The sequence below is a fragment of the Spongiimicrobium salis genome (assembly GCF_043678055.1).
GTDB lineage: Bacteria > Bacteroidota > Bacteroidia > Flavobacteriales > Flavobacteriaceae > Spongiimicrobium > Spongiimicrobium salis.
Map to the genome: position 1 here is coordinate 38,894 of NZ_JBHEQA010000008.1, position 19,857 is coordinate 58,750.

Genomic DNA, 19,857 nt, shown 5'->3' on the forward strand with positions numbered 1-19,857 from the left:
AAAACCAAGAAATGCAATTCAAAAACAGCCTGCAATTTGCACAACAGCTGGATGCGGAAGATGAACTTCGTTCGTACCGCGAGGCGTTCCACTTTCCAAAAGTGAACGGAAAACAAGTGATATATTTCACGGGAAATTCCCTTGGCCTTCAACCTAAACGTACCAAGACCTATGTGGATGAAATTATGTCCGATTGGGAGAATTTAGCTGTAGAAGGGCATTTTTATGCAGACAAACCATGGTGGGACTATCATGAACGTTTGGCAGCTCCTTTGGCAAAAGTAGTAGGAGGGCAAGCCAAAGAGGTATCTGTCATGAACACGCTTACCGTAAACCTGCATTTGCTGATGGTCTCTTTTTATAGACCAAGTTCCAAACGATTTAAAATCATTTGTGAGGAAAAAGCATTTCCTTCAGATCAATACATGTTCCAGAGTCAGGTAAAACATCATGGATTCGATCCTAAGGAGGCTATAGTACCGCTTAAACGAAGAGTGGGGGAACATTCTTGGAGAACGGAGGATATTCTGGCTAAAATCAAAGAAGTAGGGGAAGAGCTGGCTTTGGTCCTGATAGGAGGGGTCAACTATTATACGGGTCAAGTGTTCGATATGGAGGCGATTACCAAGGCTGGGAAATCCGTAGGCGCCTATGTAGGATGGGATTTGGCTCATGCTGTTGGCAATGTTGCGTTGAAATTACATGATTGGGGCGTAGATTTTGCCGCATGGTGTAGTTATAAGTATATGAACAGCGGCCCTGGAAACGCTTCGGGGATTTTTGTGCATGAGAATTATCTGGGACGCAAAGATATCCCTCGATTTGAAGGTTGGTGGGGCACCAAGAAAGAAACCCGTTTTTTGATGAAACCGGAATTTGAACCTATGGATACTGCCGATGCCTGGCAAATAAGTAATGCTCCAGTTTTGTCTATGGCTCCTTACTTAGCTTCTTTAAGCCTTTTTGAAGAAGTGGGTATGGACAAGCTGATTGCTAAGCGAAATAAAATTGTGGCCTATCTTGAATTTATTTTGCAAGAAATTGATAGGGAGGTCGATAGTACTTTTGAAATTATTACGCCTGAGGAAAGAGGGTGTCAGCTTTCTGTATTTTTGCACGGGGAAGGTAAAGCTTTGTTCGACTATTTAATGGCGAAGGGCGTGATTACGGATTGGCGTGAACCCAATGTCATACGCCTGGCACCGGCCCCTTTTTATTGTTCTTTTGAAGATATGTATCAGTTTGGTCAAATTCTAAAGGAAGGTATTCAAAAGGATCTTGAATAAGATATTTTGATGCTTGCACTCTGTCATTAGTAGTATATGAAGTCTTTAAAACTAATTCTTTCCAATCCACGTTATTTTGCTCCAGCCTGGGTATTCGCAAGTCTCAATATTTTGTTTGGTACCTGGGCCATCTATATTCCAACGATCAAGGAAAAACTGGCTTTGGATAATTCTGAGTTGGGAATTGCCATTTTTTTTCTGTCTTTGGGGGTTTTTACCGTTTTTCCCATGGCTTCGGCCTTAATAGGGCGTTTAGGCGTGGGCAAGGCCACTTGGGTAGGAGTTTTAGGCTGTGTAGTCTTAGCCATATTTCCATTTTTGGCTACGAATTATTACATGTCGATTGGAAGTCTTTTTCTTTTCGGTTTTGCCAACGGCTTTACCGATATTGCGATGAATACCTTGGTTACGGAACTGGAAAAAGAAGATCAAGAGAATTTTATGTCGGCAGCTCATGGTTTTTTTAGTTTGGGCGGTGTTTTGGCCGGTTTGGGAAGTTTTCTAATTCCTAAAATTGGTAGCCCAATAATACATATGTGCTTGGCGATGCTTCTGGTGCTATCCGTGAATGCTTTTTTAGTGAAAAACTATAGGCATATCACAGCTGGACCTATCGTAAAAGAACCTTTTAGTTTTAAAGTATTTAAACCCTTATTCGTATTGGGCATGATTTCTTTTGTCATTATGGGGAGTGAAGGAGCTGTGGTCGATTGGAGTAGCTTGTACCTAAAAGAAATACGCAAAGCACCAGAAAACCTAATAGGAGCTGGTTTCCTGGGCTTTTCTATTACGATGACTACAGGGCGTTTTTTTGCGGATGGGATCAGTTCAAAAATTGGATCTTTTCGTTTAATTACGTTTGGAAGTATTTTGGCCCTGCTAGGGTATATATTAGTACTCCAACCGTTTTTGTACAGTACAATTCTCGGTTTTGCCTGTATTGGACTTGGCCTTTCTGTAATCATCCCTGAAATGTTCCGTATTGGAGGAACAATTCAGGGGGTAGAATCTTCAAAAGGCGTCTCATTTATTGCAGGAACCGGATATTCAGGATTTTTGTTGGCTCCTGTTTTACTGGGATTCATTGCAGAAAAATATGATCTGAATTTAATTTTTTACCTATTGTTGGGAAGTACAATACTCGTAGTTCTTGCAACCCTCTTACTTCAGCGGAAAAAATAGCTTATGATTTTGTTTCGGTCTTAATATTGGTAAAGTATAATTTAAAAGTGCCTTCAGCATTTTTGTGCATGGTAGCCATAGGTATACCACCAAAATCCTCATAAGCCTCCCAGGTAGTTGCTAGGTTTGCTTCTTCCTGATTTGCTTTTCGAAAGACCCATTCTTTGACCAAGTAGTCGTCTCCAAAATAGAAATCATAGGCATCGCCTGGAGTATACCCGCCTTCGTTACTGTATACAATGGTCAACTTTTGCATACTTTCAGCACTGATCGGAGCTGTAGCTTCGGTACTGTGCTCATAGGTAAAATTATCTTTGTCCCAGATGAGGTTGAAAGGGGCCAATAACCAATATTTATCATTAACGAATCCGCCATTTACGCGGTATTCCGGACTGTCTGGCGTGAGTTCATTGCGATGATAACGAATGGTATCCTGGCTTACAATATTGGCTTTGGTTTCCCAGGCCCAGGAACGTTCGTAATGGGTTGTTTCCTCAGTTCCTCTATCTACATTAAAAGTGAACTCCAATTTCTGTACTGTTTTCCACTGATCATAACCGTGGGCCTGTGCCACTTTCTCTAAAATACTTAGTTCTTTTACAGTTTCTGGTTCAGCTACGGTGGCCTCATTTTTTTTCTCTGTTTTACACGCAGATAAAATCAAAAGGAAAAAAGTAGTGGTCAAAAAAAGGAAGTGTCTCATTTTTATTTTTTTTGCAAAGATAGGATCTTTTTGATCCAAGTCCTCCTCCGTACGCAAATTCCATAGTATAAATGCGGCATTTTGGATAAATAGGTTGTGGAATAGGTGACTTTTTATAAAAAATGGTGTCTTAAGGGTATCAACTAAGGGAGATTATCGCATATTGAAAGAGAGTACTTTGCAAGATGTACGATATTTTATATGAATTTCTCTTATGGGTTGTCAATTTATGTTATAAATTTAACTTTTGAACCCCAATACTAAATCGGAACATTGGTAACTTTTCTAAAAAAGCTGTGTCTTGTACTTATAAACCTTACGGGGACAGCTTCGCTGAAGAACAATCCTTTTTTTAATTTATCCGATGAAGAACTAGTTCAGAAAATCGTACAAAACAATGACACGCTGTTGTTTGGAATTCTTTACGATAGATATGCAAAGTTGGTTTATAATAAGTGCTACGGTTTTTCTAAATCTAGCGATGAAGCAGAAGATCTAACACAGGATGTGTTTTTATTATTATTTGTAAAACTGGCCAGTTTTAAGGGAAAATCAAAATTCTCTAGCTGGTTGTATTCGTTTACCTATAATTTTTGTGTCAATTATGTAAATCGAAACAAAGAACGGAAAATGAGCGACAAGGCAAGACCTATAGAAGATAAAGAGAATACTATTATTGTAGAAGTTGAAGATGGTGAACTGTTTCAAATGAGAACAACTAAACTGAAAAAAGCTCTGTCCTTGATTCCCCCGGAAGATAAATCAATATTGTTATTGAAGTACCAAGATGATGTTTCGATCAAGGAGTTGGAAACCATTTTGGATGTGGGCACAAGTGCTGTAAAGATGCGCCTAAAAAGGGCAAAAGCAAGAGTATTGGAAATGTACAATAAACTACCGTAGATGGCAGATAACAAAGAGAATCCGTTTAAAGTAATGCAAAGCTCCTTAAAGGAGGTTCCTGCACACATGAGGAAAAAAGTGATGCACGATGTGGCCATTGCCAAATTTTTTATGGAGATGGGGACTTTGTTTACCACGAATTTTAAATCGGTCCTCGAAGGAATGTTTAAAAGTAATAAGAGATCAGAACAAAATAACTAACCTAAATACGCTGTTATGGATGAATTGAAAACCTTGGCAACCAAATCACTGACTACCATTATTGACCAAATAGCAGGTGTTCTGCCCAATATTGTAGGGGCGATCGTAGCATTGCTTATAGGATGGATTATTATCAAAATTGTACTCTTTATCCTCAAGAAAATCCTTAAAGTGGCCAAAATTGAAAAGGTATCCCAAAGAATCAATGATGCGGGGCTTTTTGGGGATGATAGTAAAATTAAAATAGATATCTCTAAAATTCTTCTGGCTTTTGTAAAATGGCTGTTCATGTTGGTATTCATTATTGTGGCCGCGGATATCATAGGCTTATCCATTATTTCTACAGAAATTGCCAATCTATTGCGCTATTTGCCCATACTGCTCAGTGCTATGGTCATTTTTATGATCGGGATGTTTGCCGCCCGAATGATAAAGAAAGCTTTGGTCAGTGTTTTTGATTCCATGGGAATGGGAGGGTCAAAAATTATTGGCAATGTCATCTTTTACATCATTGCTATTTTTGTTACGATTACGGCCCTGAATCAAGCGGGAATCGATACCACTATTATTACAAGTAATTTCACTATCATTTTAGGGGCGTTTTTATTGGCAATGGCTTTAGGCTTTGGCCTAGGCTCTAGAGAGATTGTTGGGGATTTACTACGGTCCTTTTACGCCAGGAAAAACTATGCTGTAGGCGATAAAATCAAAATTGACGATATTAAAGGAACCATTGAGTCTATAGACAATATGACCATGACTTTGGATACCAAAGAAGGTAAAATTGTACTTCCTATCAAAGAAGTTGCCGAAAGTAGGGTGAAAATAGGCTAAAAAAAAGCTAGCACGTTGCCATGCTAGCTTAGACACTATATTGGGTTTGGCTATTATTTTGACTTAGCGACCAAGGTATTCGGACGGTCGTTCTTAATTTGAATGATAGGGAATTCTGTTCTTCTATTCAATTCCAGTTCCTCAGCAGTACAGTCTTTTTTACCTGTACATGTATTGATTGTTTTTCGCTTGCCATATCCTTTGTAGGAAAGGATGTGATTTTCAGGAACGCCGTGCTCAATAAGGTACTCATAGGTAGATTTTGCCCTTCGTTCAGATAAAGCATCGTTATAGGCATGGCTTCCAACGGGATCCGTATGAGCTTCCAATTTAATGATCATTTCTGGATAGGTCTGTGTCATCAATTTTACCACTTTGTCCAATTCTAGGGCCGCATCGGGTCGAATATCACTTTTATTAAAATCAAAATAGATTTTATTAAGATCGGCCAATATCTTCAGATCCAGTACGGGTTCTAAAATAATGTCTTGTTGTACGATCCTTGTTTTCCTTGATATCGTATGCGTATTAAAGTAGATGAATTTGTGCGGATGTGTTTTTCGGACCGCTTCGATCATATAATTGGCTTTACGATTGACAAACATTTTATAATGTCCGTCTTTATCGGTAAGAACATCAGCTATTTTTTTGTTGGTGACCTGATCGATCAAGGTTATCATCACACTGTCCAAAGGTTGATAGTTAACCCCATCCCGTACAATACCTTCAACAGATAAAGAAGGGGTAAATTCAAATTTATAAATATCATCGCCGCCTTGACCTCCTTCTCTATTGGAACTGATGTATCCGTTGATACCGTCTTCAAAAGCAAAATAACCAAAATCGTCACTGCTACTGTTAATGGGACGCCCCAGATTAATAACATCGATGAGCTTCCCCTGATCGTCCGAGACGGTAGAGAACACGTCCATTTGTCCAAATCCAACATGTCCGTCCGATGAAAAGAATAGGGTTCCTTCGGCATTGATAAAAGGGAACATTTCGTTTCCTTCAGTATTGATAACAGGACCCGCATTGATGGAAGGTCCTATCCCACCTCTGTCATGTATCTCTGAATAATAAATATCTGTTCCACCGTAACCTCCAGGTCTATCCGAGGTATAGTAAATTCTTTTACGTTCTGGACTTACAAAAGGATGACCCGTAGAAAAGTAATCACTATTGATTCTTAAATTCCTGTTGGTGATCCATTCTCCATCCTTTTTTATGGCACTATATATTTTTAAATTAATTTCATCCTCTGCACCGTAACCTTTTTTCTTTTTATAGTAATTGTTCCGCGTAAAATAGATGATGGTATCATTCTTATAATCTGTACTGAATACTATAGAACTTTCATGAAATTTGGTATTCACATCCCCAGATAATTTTTCTGGAACCGCCTCTAGATCTCCTTCTTTGATCATGAATAGATCTAACCAAGGTTCCTCATTCCACCCATATTCTTCGCCATTGATTTTGTCCTTTCGTGATGAAGCAAAATAAAGTTTTCCTTCATGGGCAAATACCCCAAAATCGGCTTCTTTGGAATTGAAGGCCACCGGCTCTAGATCGTAGCGTTGTCTACTGTTGAATACCACTGAAGCCAAAGTCCCATCTTTTAGAAATCGTTTTACACGGGAGTCATTTTTATTGAATTTCTTGTATTTTTTTAGCCACTTTTCGGCTTTCTTACGTTGGCCATCGCTATATAAGGCCATGCCGTATTTAAAGTAATAATCTGTTGGAATACTGGCATCATTGATTACAGCCTCAAAATGAGGAATGGAGTTCTTGTAATCACGGATCAGTAAATAGCATTCGGCCAATTGTTGATGGGCGTAATTTGTATTGAAATTACCGACGACCATCTTTTCGTATTCCTTTATAGCCTTTGCATAGGAGAATTGACCAAAATAATAATCCCCTCTTTTTTGAGCGCCATATTGGGCAAACATCAATTGAGAAAACAATATTAGGATGATAAAAGCGGTTTTTTTCAGAACTATTTTCATGACAAATGAATTAGTAGGTTTTTAAGATTTGTGTTTTTTAGAAGTATCGAGGCGATTTGACTCCGCCTTTCTTTTTGGAAAAAGGCTCATAGATCAATACAATCTCATGAGTACCTGTACTGAATTGACTAAACTCGGAAGTTGGTAAGTCATAGGCATACCCTATTCGTACATCTTTGAACACTTGATAGTCTAAAATAGCACCAAAATTGTTGGCAAAATTGAATCTATAGGTAGCACCGATCCACAATTTCTCGTACAAAAGAAAATTAGCCGATACATCATACGTGGAAGGAGCTCCTTCCGTGAATTTTGTGATTACCGAAGGTTTAAACTTAAGATCGGGAGAAACATCCATAACTACACCCCCAATGGCGTAGTAACTATTTCGTTCCAGAGCTTCAAATTCTCCGTTGTTGAGGTCGGTATTTAATATTCTGGGAGATGAAATCCCTGCAAACCAGCGATCAGAGCTGATATAGGCACCTACCCCAAAATTAGGATTCCAAACCGTGCCATTATTGTTAAAGAAATTGTCGGAAGCATCCGGCGTAGTAAGGTAATAACTTGTAAAACCTGCTTTTAAGCCAAAAGAAAGATTTACACCTTCTTGAACAGGAACGGTATATGAAAAATCCCCATAAATGTAGTTTGTTCGTTCAAAACCAAGATCATCGCTGATATAGGAAAAACCAACACCCACTCTGTCATTTCGAAGTGGAGCATGTAAAGTAAATGTGCTAGTGGTAGGATTTCCGTCCAACCCAGACCATTGATTTCTATGTAGGGCTGTAACATTAAGGTTCTCCCTACTTCCTGCATAGGCTGGATTTACAGAAACGGTATTGTACAAATACTGTGTAAATTGTGGTAGCTGTTGTGCATTTCCCCAAATTCCCCAAAAGATCGCCACAGCGATCAAGACTTTTTTTGTGCGTATCATAGCGCTTTAATTTAAGTAGTGTTCTAGTTCCCCAAATGGAATTAAAGATTTGGTCTTAATTCCTTCTACAAAGCAACAATAAAGGGGGGGTAGCAGGGAATATAACCGTCGAATAAGCCCTGAAATTCGTTAAGGGGAACTTCCTTCGATGAATGGCATTTTTCTATAGATATAATTCATTTTCAGTAAGTTAAAAGGTATTTTGTCGTGTTTTTTTACAAAAATCGGATGATTGATAACTGGTATCGGATGAACGACCTAGAGATTTGTTTTACAGGTCTTATTCTCATGAGAAATGGAAAATATAGACGTTCGATAAGCGTTCATTTAACCCGATAAATGACAAGCTTGTACAAATCCGTTTTCTGGTAGAAAAACATTGAAGTTTGCTAAGGAAAAAAACATAAAAAAAGCCGACTTTGAAAAAGTCGGCTTTTTTTACGGGTGTTCTATAGTGAATTAGTTTGCGCCAATGTAAAGGAATCCATTGATGGTCTTAATATCACTGTTTTTAATATTTACAATATAGTAATACGTACCGGATGGAACTGTTCCCGAACTTCCAAACGAGCTGTTAGGAGCTACGGCATCCCAATCGTTTTGATAATCATCAGATCGGTAAACAATGTTCCCCCATCTATTGAAAATCTGTACTTCAAAAATATAGTCACAGAACTCTGCTCCTTTAATTTCAAAGAAATCATTTTTCCCATCGCCATTAGCCGTAATGGTTTTGGAGAACTCCAGTTGATCTACCCCACAAGGTACACAGTCTGCATGTACTTCTATGGTAAATTCCGCAAGATAGTTACAGCTGGCCTGGGTGGCACTATACAAGATAGTATAGGTTCCTAGTTCAAAAAGGGAAGGATCGAAGTTTCCTTGTGGCAAATCGATATTGCTTCCGTCAATGGTAAATGTTCCATTGGCATCAAAAGAAGAAGGCAAATAAGATGTCAGATCAATAGCATTGTCTTCAACACATAGGCTAATACTTATTTCTTCCAATTTTGGTTGTAGCACAAATACAATTTGCTCAAAATGTCCTGTATTTCCACAAGCATCCGTTACATCCCAAGATCTTATGATCATATAATCATCTGAGGTATCGGAGAACTCCTCTACTTCATTGAACACTACTTGATAATCACCGCAACCTCCCGTAAAGACAAGCTCTGGTACTTCTGGAATAGCATCCCCACAAGTAATGGTTATTTCTTCCTCATAATCATTTACTGAAATTGGTCCGGTAGGATCAATAGTCAATATCTGTGTATGATTTACAGGGTTTCCAGAACAATCCATGGCCCTCCATACTCTGGTAATGGTATACCCTTCTGCACAATTGGCATCGTTGGTGATGGTTTCAATAAAGGAAACATCTACGTGAGTATCACAATTATCCACGGCAGTAAGTACTTCTGCATCGGGAATACTATCACAACTAACCGTCATGTTTTGCGGCAAAGTTTCTACAAAGGTAGGCGCCGTGGTATCTTCTACTTGAATAGTTTGTGTATGCACTGCTGTATTACCAGCACAATCTGTAGCCGTCCAAGTTCGGATAATCTGATAGTTATTTGGACAACTAGCATCTTGATTTATGATTTCTTCATTAAAATCAACAGTGGCAATACCACTACAATTATCGGTGGCAGTTAATACTTCTGCAACGGGAATCGTATCACAACTAGCTGTGGTATCTGTTGGCAAGCTGCCTACAAATTCAGGCTTATCCCTATCCAAGACTGTGATGGTTTGGATATGCTCTGTGGTGAACCCATTACAATTGGTTACAGTCCACGTTCTGGTAATGGTATACTCAGAAGGACAAGCGTCTGTATCTCCAGAGATAATGTCATCGTGATGTGTTAAGGTAACATCACATGCTCTATCTATTACAATGGTATCCGTAGCTGGAATATCATCACAAGAATCTACGGTAAGATCCATAGGATAACCATCCGTACTATCATTATCTATAATATTTCCGTTGGCCTGTGGGGTGTTGATCCCGATAAGGGCAGTGGAGAGCCCTGAAAGGTCCACCACATATCCCTCGGTGTTCTCGATAAGGGCATCGTCCGTGATACTAACGGTGATATCCTGCGTTTCGTCATTGTTCCCCAAGAAGGTCAGCGTACCCGAGTTCGCGCTATAATCCTCCCCAGCGATGGCGGAACCATCGCCAGTGGCGAAGTCCATGGTAAAGCCTCCCGGAACGTTCCCGGTCAGCCTTACGGTAAAGGTAGCGGTCCCGGCGGCCTCGTCCACGGTCACATTTGTATTGTCAAAATCGAGCCCCGTTCCGGCCACGGCATCGTTGTCGGTGATGTTCCCGTTGGCCTGGGGGGTATTGATCCCGATAAGGCTGGTGGATAGTCCTGAAAGGTCCACCACATATCCCTCTGTAGTTTCGATAAGGTTGTCATCGGTAATATCGATAACGATATCCTGTGTTTCGTCATTGTTCCCCAAGAAGGTCAGCGTACCCGAGTTCGCGCTATAGTCCTCCCCAGCGATGGCGGAACCATCGGCAGTGGCGAAGTCCACGGTAAATCCTCCCGGTACGTTCCCGGTAAGCCTTACGGTAAAGGTAGCGGTCCCGGCGGCCTCGTCCACGGTCACGTCGGTATTGTCAAAATCAAGTCCCGTTCCGGCCACGGCATCGTTGTCGGTGATGTTCCCGTTGGCCTGGGGGGTATTGATCCCGATAAGGCTGGTGGAGAGTCCTGAAAGGTCCACCACATATCCCTCTGTAGTTTCGATAAGGGCATCATCGGTAATGTCGATAACGATATCCTGCGTTTCGTCATTGTTCCCCAAGAAGGTCAATGTCCCGGAGTTCGCACTATAGTCCTCTCCCGCGATGGCGGAACCATCGGCAGTGGCGAAGTCCATGGTAAATCCTCCCGGTACGTTCCCGGTCAATCTTACGGTAAAGGTAGCGGTCCCGGTGGCCTCGTCCACGGTCACATTTGTATTGTCAAAATCGAGTCCCGTCCCGGCCACGGCATCGTTGTCGGTGATGTTCCCGTTGGCCTGAGGGGTATTGATCCCGATAAGGGCAGTGGATAGTCCCGAAAGGTTTACCACATATCCCTCGGTGTTCTCTATAAGGGCATCGTCGGTAATGTCGATCACGATATCCTGTGTTTCATCATTGTTCCCCAAGAAGGTCAAGGTCCCGGAGTTCGCACTATAGTCCTCCCCAGCGATGGCGGTACCATCGGCAGTGGCGAAGTCCACGGTAAATCCTCCCGGTACGTTCCCGGTCAATCTTACGGTAAAGGTAGCGGTCCCGGTGGCCTCGTCCACGGTCACGTCGGTATTGTCAAAATCAAGTCCCGTTCCGGCCACGGCATCGTTGTCGGTGATGTTCCCGTTGGCCTGGGGGGTATTGATCCCGATAAGGGCAGTGGATAGTCCCGAAAGGTCCACCACATATCCCTCGGTGTTCTCTATAAGGGCATCGTCGGTAATGTCGATAACGATATCCTGTGTTTCGTCATTGTTCCCCAAGAAGGTCAATGTCCCGGAGTTTGCGCTATAATCCTCCCCAGCGATGGCGGAACCATCGCCAGTGGCGAAGTCCATGGTAAAGCCTCCCGGAACGTTCCCGGTCAGCCTTACGGTAAAGGTAGCGGTCCCGGCGGCCTCGTCCACGGTCACATTTGTATTGTCAAAATCGAGCCCCGTTCCGGCCACGGCATCGTTATCGGTGATGTTCCCGTTGGCCTGGGGGGTATTGATCCCGATAAGGCTGGTGGATAGTCCTGAAAGGTCCACCACATATCCCTCTGTAGTTTCGATAAGGTTGTCATCGGTAATATCGATAACGATATCCTGTGTTTCGTCATTGTTCCCCAAGAAGGTCAGCGTACCCGAGTTCGCACTATAGTCCTCTCCCGCGATGGCGGAACCATCGGCAGTGGCGAAGTCCATGGTAAATCCTCCCGGTACGTTCCCGGTAAGCCTTACGGTAAAGGTAGCGGTCCCGGCGGCCTCGTCCACGGTCACGTCCGTGGAATCAAAATCAAGTCCCGTTCCGGCCACGGCATCGTTGTCGGTGATGTTCCCGTTGGCCTGTGGGGTGTTGATCCCGATAAGGGCAGTGGAGAGTCCCGAAAGGTCCACCACATATCCCTCGGTGTTCTCTATAAGGGCATCGTCGGTAATATCGATAACGATATCCTGTGTTTCGTTATTGTTCCCCAAGAAAGTCAATGTCCCGGAGTTCGCACTATAGTCCTCTCCCGCGATGGCGGAACCATCGGCAGTGGCGAAGTCCACGGTGAACCCGCCCGGAACGTTCCCGGTAAGCCTTACGGTAAAGGTAGCGGTCCCGGCGGCCTCGTCCACGGTCACATTTGTATTGTCAAAATCAAGTCCCGTTCCGGCCACGGCATCGTTGTCGGTGATGTTCCCGTTGGCCTGAGGGGTATTGATCCCGATAAGGCTGGTGGATAGCCCCGAAAGGTCCACCACATATCCCTCGGTGTTCTCTATAAGGGCATCGTCGGTAATATCGATAACGATGTTCTGCGTTTCGTCATTGTTCCCCAAGAAGGTCAATGTCCCGGAGTTTGCGCTATAATCTTCCCCCGCGATAGCGGAACCATCGGCAGTGGCGAAGTCCACGGTAAATCCACCAGGTACGTTCCCGGTCAATCTTACGGTAAAGGTAGCGGTCCCGGTGGCCTCGTCCACGGTCACATTTGTATTGTCAAAATCAAGTCCCGTTCCGGCCACGGCATCGTTGTCGGTGATGTTCCCGTTGGCCTGAGGGGTATTGATCCCGATAAGGGCAGTGGATAGTCCCGAAAGGTCCACCACATATCCCTCGGTGTTCTCTATAAGGGCATCGTCGGTAATGTCGATCACGATATCCTGTGTTTCGTCATTGTTCCCCAAGAAGGTCAATGTCCCGGAGTTTGCGCTATAATCCTCCCCAGCGATGGCGGAACCATCGGCAGTGGCGAAGTCCACGGTAAATCCTCCCGGTACGTTCCCGGTCAATCTTACGGTAAAGGTAGCGGTCCCGGTGGCCTCGTCCACGGTCACGTCGGTATTGTCAAAATCAAGTCCCGTTCCGGCCACGGCATCGTTGTCGGTGATGTTCCCGTTGGCCTGTGGGGTGTTGATCCCGATAAGGGCAGTGGAGAGTCCCGAAAGGTCCACCACATATCCCTCGGTGTTCTCTATAAGGGCATCGTCGGTAATATCGATAACGATGTTCTGCGTTTCGTCATTGTTCCCCAAGAAGGTCAATGTCCCGGAGTTTGCGCTATAATCTTCCCCCGCGATGGCAGAACCATCGGCAGTGGCGAAGTCCACGGTAAATCCACCAGGTACGTTCCCGGTAAGCCTTACGGTAAAGGTAGCGGTCCCGGCGGCCTCGTCCACGGTCACATCGGTATTGTCAAAATCAAGTCCCGTCCCTGCCACGGCATCGTTGTCGGTGATGGTTACAATCCCTTGGTTATCGGCAATAGTTACCACACCTTCACTAACAAGATTGTTTAAATCTAAAAGATAGGTCTCGGTTTCTTCTATAAGATCATCATCATTCACGTTTAAAACAATAGGTTGTGTATCTCCATCTGTACTGTTAGCAGGAAATGAAACTTGACCCGTTGCAGCCACATAATCATTTCCGGCAAGAGCCGTAGCATCTGCAGTAGAAAAATCAATCGTAAATGCTTCCTGAACGTTTCCGTTAAGAGTAACCTCTAAATTAAAACTTCCTGTGGCTTCATCCACAGTAACATCTGCTATTCGTATTGAAGCATTGTCGTTATCGTTGATAGTACCTGTACCGGTAGCTTTATTGATAACAGTAACATTGGGTGTTAGATTGCTCAATTCCACGGTAAATGTTTCCGTAGCTTCCACTAAAAGGTCATCTACTATGGTAACACTGATGTTTTGAATCTCCCCGTGATTTCCATTAAAGGAGAGGGAAGAAGTGGTTATTTCGTTAAAATCGTTTGGAGCACTGGCCGTAGCATTTGCTGTGGCATAGTCCACAGAAAACGCACCAAACTCTCCAGTAAGACGTACAGCAAAGGTTGCCGTACCATCACCTTCATTTACACCAATATCATTAATGGTAAGACCTAATGGATCTCCATTTTCTGTAACAAATACACGTTGCACGTGTATCGTTTCGTTTCCGGCACAATCTGATGCGGTCCAAGTTCTTATGATGGTGTAGGTATCACTCGTATTATCTCCAACAAAGGTTTCGTTAAGTACTACCAAAGGATTGGAATCACAAGTATCACTGGCAGTCAGAATATCTGCTGTTGGGATATTATTGGCGGCTGCAGGAATATCTGCGGGCAAAGTACCGTCAAATACTGGAGCCGTAGTATCTTCAATGGTAATTACTTGTGTAAAGGTTTCACTTGTTCTACCACAGGCATCTGTAAAAGTCCAGGTATTGGTATAAGTTCCTTCCACATCACATCCAGGATTGGGAACAAAGTTCCCCGAAACTTTGTTCAAGGTAAAATTACAGAACTCTGTAGTGGGAACTAAAGCTTGTGCTGCATTTAGGGCGGCCGTATCACTACAAGATATGGTTCTATCCAAGGCATTGACTGCCGTAGCAAAGTTCACTTGATCGGGCCTATTGATCCCTATAACCGTGGGGTCATGGTTTCCATTGGAACAGGCATCTGTAGTTCCAGAACTATTGGTCGTTTGTGGTGCAGTATTGATCTCTCCCGTAAAATTGGCTATAGCCTGAATTTCAAAGTTTCCAGCACAAACCGATTCCAAGAAATAACATTGTTCTTTGACGCTAACATTAAAGTCTAGGTTAAATGGAGCATCGCCAACATCGGTCAATCCATCGGCAATGGTGAATAGCAGCTCTCTTGTGCTGGCATTATAGGAAGAAGTCACTCCTGTTGGAAGAGGTTCCGTATTCAAGAAATCAACTTCTGCAGGAATGATGGTAGAAATTACTAAGTTTCTAATATTGTCATTTCCTGAATTTTCTATACCAAGACTTAGTTGCACATCTCCCCCAGGATTAAAACTAGTGGAAGAAGAAGTGGTTGTAAAATCTAAATTCCCTAGACTAGGCTCAAAAACTTCTACAGAGAATCCCATCAAGTAAAGCCCATACGATTCGCTTCCTGAGGTAGCTCTAAAAGTTGCCGATGTTTGATTGTTGTCAATAAGTCGATTACTGGTATTGCTTAATTGAAAAATAGAAGCATCATATCCCAGCGTATTGGTACTGGCAGGATTTCTATTCAGAAAATCGCTACCGTTCAAGGTAATCTTACTGTTGAAAAAGTTATTGGCGTCTCTTTGTGAAGTACTAATACTTTCAAAGGTATTATCTGATTTTAAAATCTGAAAAGTATCCCCGTTCAATACGCGATCTCCTTCTATGGAACCCAATACGATATCAGCATTTACAGGTCCACTTGGAACAGTAGTGAAACCATCAAAAAGAACATCTACCGAAGCATTGTTCCTTACATGGGCATACCCATCAAATAAGGTAATATTCTTTCTGGTCAAGCTTTGAAACTCGTAGACAAAAACAATTTGCCATCCACCGGCGGCACCAAAATTTCCTCCGCCATGGGGAACCAACGTCCCCTCGGTAGCTTTCAAGTTTGCAATTTGATAGGTTCCATAAGGGTCTGTCAAATCTGAAACATCGGAAGTGATGTCCTTAACACAAATGTAGGGATCATTAAAAAAATGAAAATCCCTACCTCTGTAGATGACTTCGTCCGCCGTAACCGTATTATAAGAAGTCTCTCCGGGCAACATCAGCTTTACTTGGTCGAAACGTGAATTGGGTTCAACCGTTCCTCCATCCCCAGTGTTTTCACTAGGATCGTATTCCTTATCGGATGCGGCCCAATACAGCAAAACCTTTCTGATCCCGATACAGGAATTTGGCACGCCCAAGGGCTTCACCAAGGTGGCATTACTTGAATTGAAAGTGCTATTGTCGGAATCGATATCGACAAAAACACTAAAATTTTCTTGATTGTCCGAGCTGCCATTGAAATTTCCTGTGCTGGTTCTGGACAGGACATTATTGGCAATCATGGTAACATCACCGTTGATTGTTTCTGAATACCGCGGTGTAAATGTTTTCTGGACTTGTCCATGAACTCCAAGGATGCTTAGAAATAAGGTTATTGAGAATAACTTTCTGAATAGACTCATAGTACTGTGCTTTAAGTAGGTATGAAAGAATGTGATCTAGTATACTGCTGATTTATTTGGATTGTCCGAAGAAAGTTCCAGTAAGGAATTGGACATCAAGCAGTTTTGAGTGCGCGCTAATTTGCGATATAGTTTCCATAGGTTAAGATTTATGTATTTTTCAGAATTAGATTTTGGGCTTAAATTCTGATACAAAGGAATTGCAAAGTGGCTGTTTACCTGGAATTTACCCGTTGTATAAGGCTTTATATTCGTTCTGAGACCAATATGTCGATAAAGTGTTATTTTCTGTAGATGAATATGTAAGACAACATTTTTAGGATATCCGTTGAATGCAATAACACTATCGGTGAACGGTTTTTCTTTTTTCTAAATGACCACTTCTTTTTACCTTTAGCGTAAGATATCGTCAAAGATGCTGTTCTATCTGACAGATTTATTTTCGAGGTATTTTTTCGCAAATAATTGATTAATTTTGATTTTAAATAAAATATAAACATGAGTTCTAAAAAAGGTAAGGTTCAGCAGGCCATCGACGAAAAATTGCTAGAAGAAAGAAAAGTGTTTTTATGGGGTATGGTCGACGATGATTCTGCAAAACATGTCATAGATCGTTTATTGTATCTGGATATGCTAAATAACGATGAAGTTCAATTGATTATCAATAGTCCGGGAGGATATGTTACTTCTGGTTTTGCAATGTATGATACCATAAAATCTTTAAAAAGCCCAGTGTCAACCGTATGTTCGGGTCTTGCAGCGTCTATGGGGTCTATTTTACTCTCCGTAGGTGAAAAAGGACGGCGTTTTATACAGCCTCATGCACAAGTAATGATACATCAACCTAGTGGTGGCGCAAGAGGGCAGGCTTCCAATATTGAGATACAAGCCAAAGAAATTATCAAGACCCGTGAATTGAGTGCTAGAATTCTGGCGGAAAACTGCGGACAGGATTTTGAAAAAGTAATGAAGGATTTTGACCGTGACTACTGGATGAGTGCAGAAGAATCCGTTGCCTATGGCATTGTAGACGGGATTTTGGAATAATCAGAAAAAATACCAGTATTGAAAAAGTCCTTTACACTATGAATGTAAAGGACTTTCTGGATATATATAGACGCTCTCGCGGAATAGTATTTTATCATATATACGTTAAATATCTCCTGTATGGTTCAAGTAGGATTGTTAAAAAACTACTAAAAAAGGAAATTGTATATGCTATTAGTATAGTCTCCAATGTGTTTAAATCCTTACATCGCCTTTTGTGATCGAGATCGGGTCAAATAACAATCCGACGCCTTGCCATAGGTTTCAAATCCTTTATTTTTAGTATTTTTATGGTTTTACCCATACATTGTTCAATGCACATATTATGAAACAAGACCCTAAAAACATTGCCATTATTGGCTCGGGATTGGTAGGGTCGTTATTAGCGATTTACTTAAAAAAAGAAGGACATACGGTAACGGTGTTTGATCGAAGGCCAGATATCAGAAGAATTCAATTTTCTGGACGCTCCATTAATTTGGCAATGAGTAATCGGGGATGGAACGCCTTGAAGCAGGTAGACTTGGAGGATGAGATCAAAAAAATAGCTATTCCTTTAGATAAAAGAGCAATGCACGTGCGGGACAGCCCTACTTATTTTCAGCATTATGGAAAGGAAGGCGAGGCTATTTGGTCCATTTCGAGGGGAGTTTTGAACAAGAGAATGATTGATTTGGCAGAAGAGGCCGGGGCCATTTTCAGATTTGAAGAAAAAGTTTGGGACATTAATTTGCCAGAAGCCAAATTATATACGGGAGAAGAAGAAAAAAGTAATTGGAAGGAATACTGCTATGATATTATTTTTGGTTGCGATGGTGCTTTTTCAAGAGTTCGTCATAAGATGCAGCGAAGAAGCCGATTTGATTACTCCCAATCTTTTATCAACGTTGGATACAAAGAATTGACCATTTCCCCTAAAGAAGATGGGACCCACAAACTAGATAAAAATTCTTTTCACATCTGGCCAAGAGGCAAATTTATGCTCATTGCCATGCCCAACCTAAATGGAAGTTTTACCTGTACGCTTTTTATGCCTTTTGAGGGAGAAGTATCTTTTGAGTCGCTGTCTACCAAAAAGGAAGCTAAGACCTTTTTTAAAACCTATTTTCCCAATGTAATGGGGGATATTGAGAATCTCATCGGAGATTTTTTTAAAAACCCCACCAGTGCCATGGTGACTATGAAATGTTATCCCTGGACCTATTGGGATAAAGTTGCCTTAGTAGGAGATTCTGCCCATGCCGTAGTTCCTTTTTATGGACAGGGGATGAATGCTGGTTTTGAAGATATTTATGTGTTGCATCAGTTGTTTGAGCAATACGGAAATGATTGGGAAATGATTTTCTCAAAATATCAAGAATCCAGAAAACCAAATGCCGATGCAATTGCAGAGTTGAGTTACCGGAATTTTGTTGAAATGAGTAGTAAAACGGCAGACGCAAAATTTTTGCTACAGAAAAAGATTGAAAAACACTTTTCCACAAAGCATCCGGACCAATGGATTCCCGTTTATTCTAGGGTAACTTTTTCAGAACGGCCCTATGAAGAAGCGTTGGAAATAGGGGATAGGCAAGAGAAAATCATGCAACAAATCATGCAATTGCCCGATATTGAGGATAGATGGGATAGTAAAAGTGTGGAGGAAGAAATACTACGACTCCTTAAAACATCCTAATACGCTCTTCCCATTGAAAAGACAAATAAAAAACGCCATCGATATCGATGGCGTTCTGATTTTATATACCTAGAAAGTACTTTATAAACTAGCGAATAAAGCTTCCATTTTTTGCTGTTGTTCTTCGGCGAGTGTTGGGTCAACCAAAATACGACCACTGTGCTCGTCGGTGATTATTTTTTTGCGAGCGGCAATCTCCACCTGTACTTGTGGGGGAATGGTAAAGAAAGACCCACCAGAAGCTCCTCTTTCGATAGGTACAACCGCCAATCCATTTTTTACATTGTTGCGGATGCGCTTATACGCTTTTACCAATCGCTCCTCAATTTCTTGCTGGTATTTCTCTGAAGTATCCAATAGCGCTTTTTCCTCTTTCTCAGTTTCTGCTAAAATGGCATTCAGTTCCCCTTTTTTATGCTTTAAGTGCGATTCTCTCTCACTTAAGCGTTCCTTTGTTTCAGAGACAACTTCCTTCTTCTGTTCGATCTGAACTTTAAATTCCTTAATGTTCTTTTCTGCCAATTGGATTTCCAATTCTTGGAATTCCACTTCTTTGGTCAACGAATTAAACTCTCTACTATTTCGAACGTTTTTTTGCTGCTCCGTATATTTTTTGATCAATCCTTTAGCTTCTTCAATAAGGTTCTTTTTAGCACCGATTTCATAATTGACCGTCTCAATATCGGTTTTCAATTTATCCAATCTGGTTTTTAATCCAAGAACTTCATCTTCAAGATCCTCAACTTCCAAGGGGAGTTCCCCACGTACACTGCGGATTTCATCAACTCTAGAATCGATTAATTGTAAATCGTACAATGCCCTTAATTTTTCTTCTACTGTAGCTTCTGCCTTTCCTGCCATAC

Annotated in this window: 12 protein-coding genes; 7 read left to right on the forward strand and 5 right to left on the reverse strand. The window is 41.8% G+C overall.

The window, feature by feature from the left end; translation table 11 throughout:
- The first annotated feature begins 11 nt into the window (after positions 1–11).
- Positions 12–1,286 carry a kynureninase gene (kynU, locus tag ACEXOE_RS22545; RefSeq protein ID WP_394751142.1) on the forward strand — a complete coding sequence of 425 codons (1,275 nt, stop codon included), beginning with the start codon at positions 12–14 and terminating at the stop codon, positions 1,284–1,286.
- Positions 1,287–1,322: 36 nt separating this feature from the next.
- Positions 1,323–2,468, forward strand: coding sequence for an MFS transporter (locus ACEXOE_RS22550; protein WP_394751143.1), 1,146 nt, complete (start codon positions 1,323–1,325; stop codon positions 2,466–2,468).
- A gap of 1 nt (position 2,469) precedes the next feature.
- Here the strand turns inward: ACEXOE_RS22550 and ACEXOE_RS22555 are convergent, their stop codons facing one another.
- Complete coding sequence (locus ACEXOE_RS22555) at positions 2,470–3,171, reverse strand: hypothetical protein (protein WP_394751144.1); 702 nt, start codon at positions 3,169–3,171, stop codon at positions 2,470–2,472.
- A gap of 333 nt (positions 3,172–3,504) precedes the next feature.
- On the opposite strand from ACEXOE_RS22555, the gene ACEXOE_RS22560 reads away from it, so the two are divergent.
- Genes ACEXOE_RS22560 through ACEXOE_RS22570 form a run of 3 tightly spaced genes read left to right on the forward strand, consistent with a single transcriptional unit; the run spans position 3,505 to position 5,109 of the window.
- The gene (locus ACEXOE_RS22560; RefSeq protein ID WP_394751239.1) at positions 3,505–4,074 is read left to right on the forward strand and encodes an RNA polymerase sigma factor; all 570 of its coding nucleotides are present in this window, start codon (positions 3,505–3,507) and stop codon (positions 4,072–4,074) included.
- Positions 4,075–4,275 carry a hypothetical protein gene (locus tag ACEXOE_RS22565; protein ID WP_394751145.1) on the forward strand — a complete coding sequence of 67 codons (201 nt, stop codon included), beginning with the start codon at positions 4,075–4,077 and terminating at the stop codon, positions 4,273–4,275. It begins immediately after the preceding gene.
- Positions 4,276–4,290: 15 nt separating this feature from the next.
- Positions 4,291–5,109: a mechanosensitive ion channel family protein gene (locus ACEXOE_RS22570; protein WP_394751146.1), complete on the forward strand. Its 819-nt coding sequence runs from the start codon at positions 4,291–4,293 to the stop codon at positions 5,107–5,109.
- Between the two features lie 53 nt (positions 5,110–5,162).
- Here ACEXOE_RS22570 and ACEXOE_RS22575 read toward each other — a convergent pair whose 3' ends face one another.
- The 3 genes from ACEXOE_RS22575 to ACEXOE_RS22585 all read right to left on the reverse strand — a co-directional run bounded on the left by ACEXOE_RS22575 (position 5,163) and on the right by ACEXOE_RS22585 (position 16,272).
- Positions 5,163–7,124: an OmpA family protein gene (locus ACEXOE_RS22575; RefSeq protein WP_394751147.1), complete on the reverse strand. Its 1,962-nt coding sequence runs from the start codon at positions 7,122–7,124 to the stop codon at positions 5,163–5,165.
- A 37-nt stretch (positions 7,125–7,161) separates the two neighbouring features.
- Entirely contained in the window at positions 7,162–8,067 is a 906-nt protein-coding gene (locus ACEXOE_RS22580) for a PorP/SprF family type IX secretion system membrane protein (protein WP_394751148.1), read from the reverse strand.
- A 459-nt stretch (positions 8,068–8,526) separates the two neighbouring features.
- Positions 8,527–16,272: a Calx-beta domain-containing protein gene (locus tag ACEXOE_RS22585; RefSeq protein ID WP_394751149.1), complete on the reverse strand. Its 7,746-nt coding sequence runs from the start codon at positions 16,270–16,272 to the stop codon at positions 8,527–8,529.
- A gap of 498 nt (positions 16,273–16,770) precedes the next feature.
- Between ACEXOE_RS22585 and ACEXOE_RS22590 the strand changes: the two genes are divergently transcribed.
- Both ACEXOE_RS22590 and ACEXOE_RS22595 read left to right on the forward strand, forming a co-directional pair.
- Entirely contained in the window at positions 16,771–17,319 is a 549-nt protein-coding gene (locus tag ACEXOE_RS22590; RefSeq protein WP_394751150.1) for a ClpP family protease, read from the forward strand.
- A gap of 325 nt (positions 17,320–17,644) precedes the next feature.
- Positions 17,645–18,994 carry an FAD-dependent oxidoreductase gene (locus ACEXOE_RS22595; protein WP_394751151.1) on the forward strand — a complete coding sequence of 450 codons (1,350 nt, stop codon included), beginning with the start codon at positions 17,645–17,647 and terminating at the stop codon, positions 18,992–18,994.
- Positions 18,995–19,075: 81 nt separating this feature from the next.
- Here ACEXOE_RS22595 and ACEXOE_RS22600 read toward each other — a convergent pair whose 3' ends face one another.
- Positions 19,076–19,855 carry a zinc ribbon domain-containing protein gene (locus ACEXOE_RS22600; RefSeq protein ID WP_394751152.1) on the reverse strand — a complete coding sequence of 260 codons (780 nt, stop codon included), beginning with the start codon at positions 19,853–19,855 and terminating at the stop codon, positions 19,076–19,078.
- Positions 19,856–19,857 lie beyond the last annotated feature (2 nt).

Bases quoted from the DNA above. Each gene is read 5' to 3' on its own strand.
- kynU (WP_394751142.1), top strand. From the start codon at position 12: ATGCAATTCAAAAACAGCCTGCAATTTGCACAACAGCTGGATGCGGAA.
- ACEXOE_RS22550 (WP_394751143.1), top strand. From the start codon at position 1,323: ATGAAGTCTTTAAAACTAATTCTTTCCAATCCACGTTATTTTGCTCCA.
- ACEXOE_RS22555 (WP_394751144.1), bottom strand. From the start codon at position 3,171: ATGAGACACTTCCTTTTTTTGACCACTACTTTTTTCCTTTTGATTTTA.
- ACEXOE_RS22565 (WP_394751145.1), top strand. From the start codon at position 4,075: ATGGCAGATAACAAAGAGAATCCGTTTAAAGTAATGCAAAGCTCCTTA.
- ACEXOE_RS22570 (WP_394751146.1), top strand. From the start codon at position 4,291: ATGGATGAATTGAAAACCTTGGCAACCAAATCACTGACTACCATTATT.
- ACEXOE_RS22575 (WP_394751147.1), bottom strand. From the start codon at position 7,124: ATGAAAATAGTTCTGAAAAAAACCGCTTTTATCATCCTAATATTGTTT.
- ACEXOE_RS22580 (WP_394751148.1), bottom strand. From the start codon at position 8,067: ATGATACGCACAAAAAAAGTCTTGATCGCTGTGGCGATCTTTTGGGGA.
- ACEXOE_RS22585 (WP_394751149.1), bottom strand. From the start codon at position 16,272: ATGAGTCTATTCAGAAAGTTATTCTCAATAACCTTATTTCTAAGCATC.
- ACEXOE_RS22590 (WP_394751150.1), top strand. From the start codon at position 16,771: ATGAGTTCTAAAAAAGGTAAGGTTCAGCAGGCCATCGACGAAAAATTG.
- ACEXOE_RS22595 (WP_394751151.1), top strand. From the start codon at position 17,645: ATGAAACAAGACCCTAAAAACATTGCCATTATTGGCTCGGGATTGGTA.
- ACEXOE_RS22600 (WP_394751152.1), bottom strand. From the start codon at position 19,855: ATGGCAGGAAAGGCAGAAGCTACAGTAGAAGAAAAATTAAGGGCATTG.